The organism is Flavobacterium fluviatile (assembly GCF_010645065.1).
In the GTDB taxonomy this organism is placed as follows: Bacteria; Bacteroidota; Bacteroidia; order Flavobacteriales; family Flavobacteriaceae; genus Flavobacterium; species Flavobacterium fluviatile.
In genome coordinates this window covers 1-13,369 of the sequence record NZ_JAADZW010000042.1, presented here as the reverse complement: position 1 = coordinate 13,369, position 13,369 = coordinate 1, and the positions used below count along the sequence as shown (strand labels likewise).

The following is a 13,369-nucleotide window of genomic DNA, read 5'->3' as shown; positions in this document are numbered from 1 at the left end:
TAATTTTCCAAAGAGTATTAATTTGATGGCTAAGTTAGGAAATCTTCAATTCCTCCCCAAGTTTTGTTCTTGACCCAGCATTAGTGCTTCTGTTGTCAAAATAGTTCAATATGGTTTGATAATGATTTATAATTGTTCGAGAGATAGTGCCAAAAGACTTAAATCCGATTTGATTTACTTTTTCATGCCATTTGGCAAGTTTGGCAAAAGCAATAAGTTTATCGGTTGTATTCTCAAAAATACCACGAAGCTCCTGAGTTAAATTATATCCTTTTTCAATATCAGGATATAGTTCAAACAGTAAAGACAATCGTCAAACCAGGTGCATAATTAATAACCTTATCAGAAAAACAACTCACATTTAGCGCATTTGCTTAGATGTGCGTTATTCTACAGTATAATCATATTTTATGCACTAAACCAAAATTTATATATTACATTTAGTTTAAAAAATTAGCTTTGCCAGTTTATAATCCAATCTTTAAATAATCGCTACAAGCTATACCTCCATAAATTATATTAAAATTTAAGCCCCGCATAATTTAATGTAAAAAACATATAGTGTAATTTTTTTTTAAATAATTTTAGACTTCTATTATGTACAGAATATGAACCCTTTTATCCTTGCACTTCAGGCCCGCAATCTTACTGTCGAGATCCATCATCATTCCGCGTACCAGATTGTCTTATCCAACGACACAGCCTTTACTTCAACAATTAATGGGAAGTTATATGAGCATATCCACGGCTTTTTGATAAAGCCCAATGTAAGCCATCACTGCATTGCCGAAAAAGGAACATTAAACGTTTTGAACATAGAACCTTATTCCAGTATTGGTTTAGAATTATCAGGCAGATTTAAAGAAAATGAAGAAGCTGTAATTTTTGATTCTCCATTAGAAATCAATGCTTTTTTTTATACTCCAAAAAACAGTCTTAACATTAATGTCTTACTGGATGCCCTGCTTTCAAAATTACCCGCTGTAGATTATGATGAAAGAGTCATTAAAATAGTGGCCTATATTAAAGAGAATTACTTTAAATCAGACATAACACCTCAGACCTTTGCTGATATTGTTTTTCTCTCTCCATCACGTCTTGCTGCTCTTTTTAAACAGCAGACTGGCAGCAGTCTGTCAAAATATTTATTGTGGACAAGGATGCGTCAGGCAGTCTATATCGCTCTTACAGATAAAGAAAAAAGCCTTACTGATATTGCTTATGATACTGGCTTTTATGATCTTCCCCAGCTGAACAAGTATATGTATAAAATGTTCGGAATGCCGCCTAAAGCTTTAAAATTCAACAGTGATTTAATACAGATTTACTAAATTTTACATAATATAATTACCAAAGGGTATCAGCACAGTGCTCATACCCTTTTTTTATTTCGCAGATTTTCTATTTATGCTTTGCTGATCACAATAGTGATTTGATACAAGTCTGCCCGGCAGGTTATATGCAACTTTGTCTTATCAAAATGAAACAATTAAAAATTTAAGACATGAAAGCAATAGCTTACAACAATTTTGGAAATACAGATGTTCTGCAAATTTCAGAACAAGCAAAACCTTCAGTACAATCAAACCAGGTACTGGTGAGAGTAAAAGCATTTTCTATCAATCCAATGGACTGGAAAATTAGAAAAGGAGAAATGAAATTAATGTCCGGATCAAAGTTTCCAAAGAATACAGGGGCAGATTTTGCAGGTATCATTGAAGATACCGGATCTTCTGTCAACGGATTCAAAATTGGAGATGAAGTTTTTGGAGTAGTAAAAAATCTGATGAAAGAAGGAGCTTCATCAGAATATGTTGCCGTCCCTTCTTATCTGGTTTGGAAAAAACCTGAGAAAATTAGTTTCTCTCAAGCAGCTTCTATTCCTGTAGTTGGAACAGCCGCTGTTACTGCAATCGAGAAAATGGGGAAAATTAATCCGCAGACAACGATTTTGGTTAATGGCGCTACGGGCGGTTTCGGAACGTTTTTACTCCAGTTACTAAAACAGTACGGCGCAGATGTTACTGCTGTCACAAGCAGTAAAGGAATAGAATATGCTGAAAAATGGGGTGCCAATAAGGTAATAGACTACACAAAGGAAAATGTTCTTTTACAAAAAACAACTTACGATATCGTCATCGATTTATCAGGTAAAATGGGGTACAAAAATGCTAAAGCCATCATGAACACTAAATCTCTTTTTCTTAACCCGACTCCCCAGCCAATTGAAATTCCTCTTTCACTTTTAAAAAACCTTTTTACAGCTAAAAAGCACGTTGTTGTTCTTTCAAGCCCTGGTACAAATTACACTAATATTTTATTAAATGCAGTAAAGAAAGGTGTTGATATCGAGGTTCACAAAGTTTTTTCTTTCGAGCAATATATAGAGGCGTATCAATATGCAGAAAAAGGCGGATATATTGGAAAGATTGCCATAGAAATATAATCAAGATTATGATAACTAAAATTGACAATACCCTTAAATACGGCAGACAGGATCAAGGATCTGGAATACAGATCTTATATCCTGGCCTTATCAAACCTCATTTGGGTGATACAGGTTTTCAACCATAGGCAGGATAGATCAGGCACGTATAACGCCAGGCACGCTTATTCCAATGCATCAGCATAGGAACGATGAGATTTTGACTTACCTGCGAAGAGGCATGGTAAAACACCTTGATTCGGAAGTACATACAGACATTATTCCTAACTGCCGACTGATGATGATGAATGCTGGGAAAAGTTTCTTCCATGAGGAATTGGTTTTGGAAGAAGGAGGTATTCTCAATGGGCTGCAGATATTTATCAGACCAGAAAAAAGCAACCTGCGTTCACTGATTCAGTTCACGATCTACCGGAAATATACAGCATCAATCAATGGCGAAAAATAACAGGAAAAGGGAAAGATTACCCGCTTCAGATTAGAAGTAATACCTGACTTATGGATATACGGTAGAAAAGGGCGAAGAAATCTTTTTACCCGAACCTTTCTCACTAAACGCGGTATTTCTATTTTATGTAGTTGATGGAGCCATAAATGTAAATGACAGAATACTTTTAAATACAGGAGAAAGTTCAATAATTGAAAATGAAAATCCGACATTTCGGCTGTAGACACCAGTGATATAATACTGTTCATCACTGAGCCTGATGCTAGTCACTATGACGAAGGAATGTACAGCGGAAATCTCCTGTAATAATTTGAATTAAAATAAGAACAGTGATTTGATACAAGTTTCCCATCGCTGATCCCGGCATCTTTGTAATATAAATATCAACCTCTAAAATTATTAAAAATGACACCACCAAGTAAAGAGATAAAAGGTTTCAAAAAAAATCCAGAAGTGGCTATCGTAATGACGTTAAATTCCTCAATAGACAGAGCATTCAACTATATAGTCCCCATAAACCTGACCCACATTTTTCGCGGCAATGCTGTAATAACACAAATGGCAGTTCACTGATTTAGGGGATCCGCACACAAGGATCGAATGAACATATCGTGCAGTCCCTGCCAATTTCTTTGCAAGAATTGTTGTAAAGTTAGTGCTTATCAAGGCGCTTCGTTCAGTTCTAAAAAGTGCTCTCGAAATAATCAAGAATGACCTTGAAACCGGAAATTTGAAAAATGGCAGCATCTGGAAATCTTAAAGACAATAATCAAAATTTAAAAATGAAAAAAATGAAACGAAAAATAGTAATACTTGGAGCAACAGGAACTGTTGGAAGCAAAATTTCAGAAAACCTTTTAAGTGATGGGCACGACGTAACTCTTATTGCCAGAAATATTGAAAGATTGAAAAAATTTCAAAGCATGGGCGCAGAAATCATTTCCGGCGATGTTAATGATGTAGAAATTCTTACCAATGCTTTTAGGAACGCAGACAGTGCTTTTCTTATTCTGCCGGATAATGTCAAGGCCGAAAATACAAGAAGCTATCAAAGACTGGTGACAGGAAATTTCATTAGAGCTATTGAAAAGTCCGGCATAAAACATATTGTAAACATGAGCAGTCTGGGTTCTCATATGCACGAAGGAAACGGAATAATGGGAGGAACAGGAGAACAGGAAGTGCGATTAAATCAATTAAGAGATGTAAATGTACTGCATGTCCGTTCAGCGTATTTTATGGAAAACTTTTTAAGAACAATTGCTCTGGTAAAAAATAAGGGCATAAATGGGACTGCTGCAGATGGAGACCATTCAATTCCGATGGTTGCCACAAAAGATGTTGCAAAAATTGCAGCTGGACATCTGGCAGATCTTGATTTTGAAGGCAAAAGTATCCATGCCGTTATGGGACCCCGCAACTACACGATGAGAGAGTTTACCAAAATTGCCGGTAAAGCGGTTGGAATTCCAGATTTACAATATGTTCAAATTCCTTTTGAGCAGGCTAAACAAATCTTTTTAGGCAATGGATTTACTGAAGATTTTGTAGATAATTTGCTGGGAATGGCTAGTGGTATCAAAGAAGGCATATTCAATTATCAAAAAAGAAATCAAGCCGCCACCACTCCAACCACAGCAGAAGAGTTTGTAAAAGAAGTTTATGCCGCAGTTTACAATACTTAATACACTAAAAAAATGCATATCAATCTGTAGAAAGAATGCATTTTATATATAACTTATAAAAATTAAATTAGATGAATACTATACTAAAGTCCTTTGGATTTGCAGTGATATGCAGTTTACTTTTATTGTCCTGCTCAATTTCAAAACCGCAAAAATTAAATGAAGTTTTCAGCAGTTCAAAATCAAAAAAAGTATTGCTCGTGGGAATTGACCCCAAAAAATTAGACTTTACAAAAATTAACTTTGTAACAGAGAAGGAATTGAGTGCCACTTTGGAAACACAAAAGCAAAAACTTATTACTGCGGGTTATGATACAGAGTGGTGCTTAGTTGATTTGGGGATGACTGCAGAAAAAACTGTAAAAGATAAATTAAGGAATGATCAATACAATTTAGTATTGATTGGGGCAGGCATCCGTACATTGCCCGATAATTTCCTCCTATTTGAAAACTTGATAAATGTAATCCATCAATATGCTCCAAAATCTCAAATTGGGTTCAATACTAATCAAAATGACACTGAAATTTCTGTAAAAAGACGTGTGAAATACAATAATATTAAAGATACAATATATTCAAATTGAAGTAAAGAAAAGGGATTTTTTATTTATAATTTAATAGTATACTACAGTGATCCCATAATAGATAGAGAATAAAAAAAATAGCTTTTTCTATTTCATATAACTCCCCCCGAGCTAAAAAAAAAGTTTAAAATCTATTCCATTTATTAATTTTCATACTTTTAAAGATAACTATTGAGAGTCAAATTTACACTGTACCTATGGGTGTACCAAGTTGAGATTTCGAAAGAAATATTCAAAAAACAAAAACCTTAGATCTCACGATTTAAAGGTTTTTCTGCTTTTACAATAAACTGTACCTATCGGTGTACCTGCTCTGAAAAATGATGGATCAAATTAAGCATAAATATTTGTTAGCCTAAAAAGGAAGAATTCTACATTTCTAAACTCCTCTGAATTTTGCTCTGGAAGCTTTTATTTTTGCATTGAATGAATATTCACATTCTTTTAATTTAATTTCAAAGGAGTTCATGAATTTCATTTCTGCCGAAGCATTAGTGCTTCTGTTATCAAAATAGTTTAAGACTGACTAGTAATTGAAAGTTATTGTGTTGAGCAGAATATTGAAGATACTATCCCAAAAAGTTTGTAAGCATAACCGGTTGCCTGAACCTTTTTTCCATTAGTTCTAATCTGGCCAATTATCTGTGTGCATAATGCTGATAATTGGCATCTTTTCCCAAAGCTCCCATTGGCAGATATAAAAACACTATACAGTCCTCAATCGGCATTTGATAATTCTTGCAGTAACAAATACCAATACATTCGGATAGTTATAAATATAAAAGAGTTATTGAAACGAATTCCAATAAACTTTTATTAAATTATCTGACTGATTTTGTCAAATCATTAAGTGTTCTCAAAAATTATATTTTCGTTATAATAAATTCACTTCGTCTGTTTATCTGGTGTTGTGCTTCGGTACAGGGAATCCCATTCGAACAATTGTTCAATAGCTGAGTTTCTCCATAACCTATCGCGCTTTCTATTCGGTCCGGTGCAATTCCCTGCGAAATTATATAATCCCGGGTGGATTTGGCTCTTCGGTCTGAAAGTTGTAAATTATAATCGTCTCTCGCCCTTGAATCGGTATGGGACTCAATTTTGATAACCACAGTTGGGTATTGTGTCATCAATAAGACCACTTTGTTTAACTCTATTGCAGAATCGTATCGAATGTTTGATTTGTCTAAATCAAAGTATATAATACCTATTTTTATTTTCAAAATTCCGTTATTACGTTCTACAAGAGCAGGGTCAAGTCCGATAGGAACATTAGTAATTCCTGAACTTTGAGGCGTAAAAACCGTTTTTGTATTGGCTGTATATTTATCTTTTGCAGCTTCAATGGTATAAGGGGTATTACAGTCAATATTGGAATTAAATTCAAATCTGCCATCAATTTTAGAAACTGTTTCTTCTATTTTTTGGTTTTCCTGATTCCTAAGTGTCACCATTGCTCCCGAAATTCTATTGGTCGAAATTGCATCAAACACATATCCATCAATACTTTGTACGCAGCTTCTTTCAAAAGAATAAATATCATCATCTCCCTTTCCGGTTTTTCGGTTAGAACATACAAAACCTTTATTGGTCTCTTCATTTATGATATAACCAAAATCATCTCTGTTACTGTTTAATGGTGCTCCTAAATTATTTGGTGAGTTAAAAACATCATCTTTAAATTTACTTTCAAAAACATCGAGCCCACCCAGTCCAAGAAAACCATCAGAAGCAAAATAGATTGCTTTATCAGTTATAAACGGAAACATTTCGCGTCCGCTGGTGTTAATTTTTTCTCCCAAATTTTTCGGATTAGAGTATTGGTTTTCTCCTATAATATCGACTACAAAAATATCTGTCAGACCAATAGTGCCGGGCATATCAGATACAAAATAGAGTTTTTTTCCGTCTTTGCTTACCGAAGGCTGTCCAACAGAATAATCATCACTGTTAAAAGGGAGTTCAGTTACATTCCCCCACCGTACAGTACCATCACTATTTTCTTCGGCTTTTGCAGAATAGATTTTTAAATTATTAACGCCTTTATTGTCTCTTTTGAGTTTTCCGTTGTAATTATTCCGTGTAAAATAAATGGTTTTTTCGTCGGGAGAAAAAGCGACACAGGCTTCATGATATTGCGTAGTTATGTCTTTTGCAAAACGCTCTTTAAATGTAACATTAGATTGAGAAGCACTAATTATACCAAGCTGTAAGTTTAAAAAAGGCTGATCGTTCCATCCATATTTTTCAGTTTTAAGGTAAGAAGAATCGACAGTTGTTGAATACACTAAATTTCCTTTGTAAAACATCGGCCCAAAATCGGAGTATGCTGAATTTATATCAAGATTTTCAAGTACAAACTGAGGTTTTATGTTTTTTATATCTTCGATAGTTATCTCTTTTTGAGAAAAATTTTGTGCTTTAGAATCGGTTGATTTTTGTTTTTCAGAATAAGTTTTCATCCATTTTTTAGCCAGATCATAATTCTGGACTCCTTGTAATGACTGTGCATAACGATAATAATATTCGGGAGAGACGTCATTAGGATAGTCTGCGAGTAATTTAGCATACCATTGGTTTGCCCGCTGCATTTGAGTATTAAAATAATGAGCGTCACCGGCACGCTGTAAAATCTCTTTTGATGTGTCACCATTTTTAATTAAAATTTCATACAGCTTTGCAGCTTCTACATAATTCATTTTATCAAATAGTGCATCGGCAGTTTTGTCTTTAGTTTGCGACTGAACTGCTTGTATGGCTAATAAAACGAGTATTAAAATTCTTTTTTTCATATAAAACAGTATTAAAAGAATCTAGGAGATTTCAATCCTTTTTTGCGTGAAATTAATTCAAAACGGAGCATTATTTCGTGTGTCCCATTATTATAATTTTGTAATTCGGTAGTAGTATAATCGTATGTATACCCAACAAGTATTTGTGGTGTTATTTGCAATGATGCCAAAAAGCTAACCGAGTCCCCTGTTCGATATGATGCTCCTAGTGTGATAGCATTATTGAACATGAAATTGGCCGAAAAATCTGCAATTAAAGGAGCTCCGGCAACGTATTTAACCATTGTTGCGGGTTTGAATTTTGTATGTGCAGAAAGATCAAAAACAATCCCGCCAATCAGGTAAACGTGTATTCTTTCATTAATGAGATCTTCTGCGATATCGTCATACTGATAACGTTCTTTTGTCATAAAATTAGGAACAGATAACCCAATATAATCCCTTTCACCATGCCAGTACAAACCTGCCCCTAACACAGGCAGAAATTTATTGGTTATGTTTTCCCTAAACTGAACATCAGGATCTTTATAACTTCCTTTTGACCAGTCAATATTTAGAACACGCCCTCCCCCTTTTATACCGAAAGATAACTGATGAGTTTCTCCGGACTGAATTGTATAGGAGAAGTTTGCATCAACATATTGCTCTTCAGAAGGTCCTATTTCTTCACTTACTATAGATAAACCAAGTCCGACATTTTTCCCCACCGGTGAATCAATAGTAAGCGATTGCGTATCCGGGGCTCCTTCAATACCTACCCACTGGGTCCTGTATATTCCCGTTATGGCTAAATGTCCCAGAGAACCGGCATAGGCAGAGTTTACAGTCAGTGTATTATACATATATTGAGTATACTGAGGTTCCTGTTGTGCAAAAGCACAAAATACTGACAGCATTGAAATAATTGTAAAAACCTTTTTTATATTTTGAATCATAGCCAATTCTTTATTTGGGTTGTTCTTAATTTTATCTTAAGTAAAGCCATCCAGATGTTTTTGGAGAACCGTTTCCGAGATCAAGGATATAGAAATAGGTGCCTTCCGGAAGTGTTTTTGCAGATCCTTCTGCTTTTCCGTCCCAAGAGTTGTCATATCCTTTTCTAAAATAGACTAAATCTCCCCAACGGTTAAACACGCTAAGTTCGTTGTCAGGATACTGTGTGATACAGTCTATATAGAACGTGTCGTTTTGTCCATCATCATTTGGAGAAAATTCATTGTAAATTTTCAAACAATTTGGAGAAACTGTTGCATCATCTTCATTGTTTGATGAATTAGTATCAATCTGATCTAATTTTACAAGATGAGCCTTATTTAGATAGTCATTAAAGTCAATAACTTTTGCATTAATTGTTAATATCTGGGCACTTCCAGCATTTATAACAGGTATTGTCCAGATTCCTGTTGCACTATTGTAAACACCTGATGATGTTGTATAGCTGTTTAAAGAATATCCTTTTGGCAAAATATCCTGAACTTCTACATTTGTAGCAGTAAGGTTTCCGATATTTTCTGCGGTTATTGAGAAAACAACTTCACTGCCCATCGGAACATCTGTTTTGTCAACATCTTTGGTTATTGCAATATCAGTTGATGGAATATTTATGAATTCAGAATCTTCATCATCTTCGCTCTGGTCTCCATTGTCGTTATTTGGAGTTGAATCCGGATCAAACTGATTGCTGGCTGTCACCTGGGCGATATTTATATAATCTGAACTTTCGAGACTATATGGGTTTACTGCGGTAGCGTTGTAGGTTAGACTTAGACCTCCAACAGGAATAGTTAAATTAACCCATCTTATAGTATTTAAACTAAATATTCCTCCATTGGTTATATTAGAGATGTTTCGGTAACCCAGCGGAATATTGTCTTCTATTGCGACTCCTGTAGCTGTAGCCGGTCCATCATTTCCGATGTACAGCGTAAAGGTTACTGTTTCGTCTACGTTTGCATTTTTATTGCTAACAGTTTTATCAAGACTTAAATCGGCAACATTTACATTTATAGTAATACTGTCGTAATCGTCTTCAGAAATTACTCCGTTATTTGGAGTTGAATCCGGATCAGGAAGATTACTTGCTGTTATTTCAGTTATATTAGTGTACTCACCACTGCTGCCTGAAGGAGCATTTACCTGGTAATACAATTGAAGTGTTTGCGATGTACCCGAATTTATGCTTCCCACGTTCCAGATACCGGTAACATAATTGTAAATACCAATTGTAGATGTATAAGTGAGATACCTGAATCCTGCCGGAAGTAAATCTTTTACCTGTACGCCGGTAGCATCATCAGGGCCGTCATTAGTAACGGTGAGTTCAAAAATTATATTTCCGCCTACATCAAATGTTGTATTGCCACTAAGGGTTTTCTTTTTGATTGATAAATCTGCCGTTACAATTACTGGTGTAACTGCAATACTATCGTAATCATCTTCTGTACTAATGCCGTTCCCTGGAGTACTGTCAGAGTCTAATTGATCTGAAGTCATTATTTCGGCTGAATTTAAATATTCATCTGTTATACCAGTTGGATTTTTTACATATACATTTAATAATAAAGTATGACTATTGCCAGGCAAAATAACATTTGGATTCCATATACCAGATACAGGGTTGTAGCTGCCTGATGTTGAATTAAAGAAGTTATATTCATATCCGGCCGGCAGTATATCTTTTACAGTAACTCCTGTTGCTATTCCAGGTCCTGAATTCGTTACAATGACTGAGAAAGTAATTTGTGATCCTACAGCAGGAGTCAGTATATCGTTGACTACTTTTTTCTCAATAGACAGGTCGGCTATTGCAGAAACAGGAGTAATAGTTACAGAAGAAATATCATCCTCGGTTGCAATTCCATTATTTGGAGCTGAATCAGGGTCTGCTACGGCAGAAGAATAAACTTCGGCAGTATTTTGATAATTACCAGTATTATTAACGTTTGCAGAAATTAACAACGATTCAGACTCACCACTTGCAATAGTTCCAATACTCCATATTCCGGTTATATCAGAATATTGTCCTGTAGTTGAGCTGTAAACATTGTATTCAAATCCATTAGGCAATAAGTCAATAACGCTAACTCCGCTCGCTGCTTGCGGTCCGCTGTTTTGAACAGTTATTTCGAATGTAATGGTTGAACCAAATACTGGATTTAAATTACCGCCAACCACTGTTTTTACAAGGGATAAATCTGCTAATGCCTGAACTGGAGTTACGGTTACACTTGCATAATCATCTTCAGTTGTAATTCCGTTATTTGGAGTAGAATTCGGATCTGGCAGACTGCTTCCTGTAACTTCCGCAATATTGGTGTAATTTCCAGTTGAGTTCACTGTGGCCGTTATTTGTAGTGTTTGTGAATCACCATTTATTAAAGAACCGATATTCCAAACACCAGTTGAAGCATTATAAGTCCCTTTTGTAGCCGTAAAGCTATTGTAAGTAAAGCCGTTAGGCAAGACGTCATTTACTCTTACAGCAGCCGTGTTTTGAGGACCACTGTTGGTTACTATGATTTCGAAAGTAACAACAGAACCTACTAATGGCGTTGTATTATTAACAGTTTTCGTAAGAGATAAGTTTGCTGCCTGCATAATTGGTGTTGTAGCAGCCGTTGCGTAATCATCTTCAAGAACGACACTATTATTTGGTGTGGAATCCGGATCCGGAAGATCGCTCGCCGTAACTTCAGCAGTGTTTAGGTATGTTCCGGTTGGGTTGACCTTGGCGGTTATTTGTAATGTTTCTGAAGCTCCATTGATTAAATTGCCAATTGTCCAAACACCCGTTGCCGGAATATAAGTTCCGGTTGAAACGGTAAATCCATTGAAAGTATATCCTGAAGGAAGCAAGTCAGTCACCTGAACACCTGTATTGTCCTGCGGACCATTATTGGCAACTATTATTTCAAAAGTCACCTCAGAACCCACCAAAGGTGTTGCATTGCTCACCGTTTTGGTCAATGATAAATCTGAAGATTGTTGTATCGGAATAGTTACAGCTGTTGCGTAATCATCTTCAAGAACGACACTATTATTTGGTGTGGAATCCGGATCCGGAAGATCGCTCGCCGTAACTTCGGCAGTATTCAAATAGGTTCCCGTTGGGTTGACTGTAGCGGTTATTTGTAATGTTTCTGAAGCTCCATTGATTAAATTACCAATTGTCCAAACACCGGTTGCCGGAATATAAGTTCCGGTTGAAACGGTAAATCCATTGAAAGTATATCCTGAAGGAAGCAAGTCAGTCACCTGAACACCGGTATTGTCCTGCGGACCGTTATTGGCAACTACTATTTCGAAAGTTACCTCAGAACCCACCAAAGGAGTTGCATTGCTCACCGTTTTGGCCAATGATAAATCTGAAGATTGTTGTATCGGAATAGTTACAGCTGTTGCGTAATCATCTTCAAGAACGACACTATTATTTGGTGTTGAATCCGGATCCGGAAGATCGCTTGCCGTTACTTCGGCAGTGTTTAGGTATGTTCCGGTTGCGTTGACTGTAGCGGTTATCTGTAATGTTTCTGAAGCTCCATTCATTAAATTGCCAACAGTCCAAACACCCGTTGCCGGAATATAAGTTCCGGTTGAAACGGTAAATCCATTGAAAGTATATCCTGAAGGAAGCAAGTCAGTCACCTGAACACCGGTATTGTCCTGCGGACCGTTATTGGCAACTACTATTTCGAAAGTCACCTCAGAACCCACCAAAGGAGTAGCATTGCTCACCGTTTTGGTCAATGATAAATCGGAAGATTGTTGTATTGGAGCGGTTGTCGCTTCTGCGTAGTCGTTTTCAGTCGTATCTCCATTTGCAGGCGTCGAGTTTGGATCCGGAAGATCGCTTGCTGTAACTTCGGCAGTATTCAAATAGGTTCCTGTTGGGTTGACTGTAGCGGTTATCTGCAGGGTCTGGGTAGCCGTATTTACTAAAGAACCTACTGTCCATACACCCGTTGCTGTGTCGTAAGTTCCTGCCGTTGCAGTGTAGGACACATACGTATAACCCGAAGGAAGCTGATCGGTAACGCTCACACCCGAAGTATCCTGAGGGCCATTGTTGGTTACATTCACACTGAAGGTTACCTCAGATCCTACAACCGGCGTTGCATTGCTCACCGTTTTGGTCAATGATAAATCGGCAGATTGTTGTATTGGAGCGGTTGTCGCTTCTGCGTAGTCGTTTTCAGTTGTATCTCCATTTGCAGGAGTTGAGTTCGGATCCGGAAGATCGCTTGCTGTAACTTCGGCAGTATTCAAATAGGTTCCCGTTGGGTTGACTGTAGCGGTTATTTGCAATGTTTCTGAAGCTCCATTGATTAAATTACCAATAGTCCAAACACCCGTTGCCGGAATATAAGTTCCGGTTGAAACGGTAAATCCATTGAAAGTATATCCTGAAGGAAGCA

10 protein-coding genes are annotated in these 13,369 nt (G+C 36.5%); 6 read left to right on the top strand and 4 right to left on the bottom strand.

Annotation, left to right across the window (positions count from 1 at the left end):
- Window positions 1–34: 34 nt before the first annotated feature.
- On the bottom strand, window positions 35–310 hold the full coding sequence (locus GXM17_RS20735) for a transposase (RefSeq protein WP_163401430.1): 276 nt from the start codon (window positions 308–310) through the stop codon (window positions 35–37).
- 298 nt (window positions 311–608) lie between these two features.
- Here GXM17_RS20735 and GXM17_RS20730 point away from each other — a divergent pair, with 298 nt between their 5' ends.
- The 6 genes from GXM17_RS20730 to GXM17_RS20705 all read left to right on the top strand — a co-directional run bounded on the left by GXM17_RS20730 (window position 609) and on the right by GXM17_RS20705 (window position 5,163).
- The gene (locus tag GXM17_RS20730) at window positions 609–1,331 is read left to right on the top strand and encodes a helix-turn-helix domain-containing protein (RefSeq protein WP_163401429.1); all 723 of its coding nucleotides are present in this window, start codon (window positions 609–611) and stop codon (window positions 1,329–1,331) included.
- Between the two features lie 173 nt (window positions 1,332–1,504).
- Window positions 1,505–2,446: an NADP-dependent oxidoreductase gene (locus tag GXM17_RS20725; RefSeq protein ID WP_163401428.1), complete on the top strand. Its 942-nt coding sequence runs from the start codon at window positions 1,505–1,507 to the stop codon at window positions 2,444–2,446.
- Window positions 2,447–2,570: 124 nt separating this feature from the next.
- Entirely contained in the window at window positions 2,571–2,894 is a 324-nt protein-coding gene (locus GXM17_RS21685) for a pirin family protein (protein ID WP_341872916.1), read from the top strand.
- 405 nt (window positions 2,895–3,299) lie between these two features.
- Window positions 3,300–3,467 carry a hypothetical protein gene (locus GXM17_RS20715; RefSeq protein ID WP_163401427.1) on the top strand — a complete coding sequence of 56 codons (168 nt, stop codon included), beginning with the start codon at window positions 3,300–3,302 and terminating at the stop codon, window positions 3,465–3,467.
- Window positions 3,468–3,685: 218 nt separating this feature from the next.
- Window positions 3,686–4,579: an NmrA family NAD(P)-binding protein gene (locus tag GXM17_RS20710; protein WP_163401426.1), complete on the top strand. Its 894-nt coding sequence runs from the start codon at window positions 3,686–3,688 to the stop codon at window positions 4,577–4,579.
- Window positions 4,580–4,650: 71 nt separating this feature from the next.
- Entirely contained in the window at window positions 4,651–5,163 is a 513-nt protein-coding gene (locus GXM17_RS20705) for a hypothetical protein (protein ID WP_163401425.1), read from the top strand.
- An 863-nt stretch (window positions 5,164–6,026) separates the two neighbouring features.
- Here the strand turns inward: GXM17_RS20705 and GXM17_RS20700 are convergent.
- The 3 genes from GXM17_RS20700 to GXM17_RS20690 form a co-directional block, all read right to left on the bottom strand.
- Entirely contained in the window at window positions 6,027–7,955 is a 1,929-nt protein-coding gene (locus GXM17_RS20700; RefSeq protein WP_163401424.1) for an OmpA family protein, read from the bottom strand.
- A gap of 11 nt (window positions 7,956–7,966) precedes the next feature.
- Window positions 7,967–8,890 carry a PorP/SprF family type IX secretion system membrane protein gene (locus GXM17_RS20695; RefSeq protein ID WP_163401423.1) on the bottom strand — a complete coding sequence of 308 codons (924 nt, stop codon included), beginning with the start codon at window positions 8,888–8,890 and terminating at the stop codon, window positions 7,967–7,969.
- Between the two features lie 31 nt (window positions 8,891–8,921).
- Window positions 8,922–13,369, bottom strand: a 4,448-nt coding sequence (locus GXM17_RS20690; protein WP_163401422.1) for a T9SS type B sorting domain-containing protein, incomplete at its 5' end; no start/stop codon positions are given.

Bases quoted from the DNA above. Each gene is read 5' to 3' on its own strand.
- GXM17_RS20695 (WP_163401423.1), bottom strand. From the start codon at position 8,890: ATGATTCAAAATATAAAAAAGGTTTTTACAATTATTTCAATGCTGTCA.
- GXM17_RS20725 (WP_163401428.1), top strand. From the start codon at position 1,505: ATGAAAGCAATAGCTTACAACAATTTTGGAAATACAGATGTTCTGCAA.
- GXM17_RS20730 (WP_163401429.1), top strand. From the start codon at position 609: ATGAACCCTTTTATCCTTGCACTTCAGGCCCGCAATCTTACTGTCGAG.
- GXM17_RS20715 (WP_163401427.1), top strand. From the start codon at position 3,300: ATGACACCACCAAGTAAAGAGATAAAAGGTTTCAAAAAAAATCCAGAA.
- GXM17_RS20705 (WP_163401425.1), top strand. From the start codon at position 4,651: ATGAATACTATACTAAAGTCCTTTGGATTTGCAGTGATATGCAGTTTA.
- GXM17_RS20710 (WP_163401426.1), top strand. From the start codon at position 3,686: ATGAAACGAAAAATAGTAATACTTGGAGCAACAGGAACTGTTGGAAGC.
- GXM17_RS20700 (WP_163401424.1), bottom strand. From the start codon at position 7,955: ATGAAAAAAAGAATTTTAATACTCGTTTTATTAGCCATACAAGCAGTT.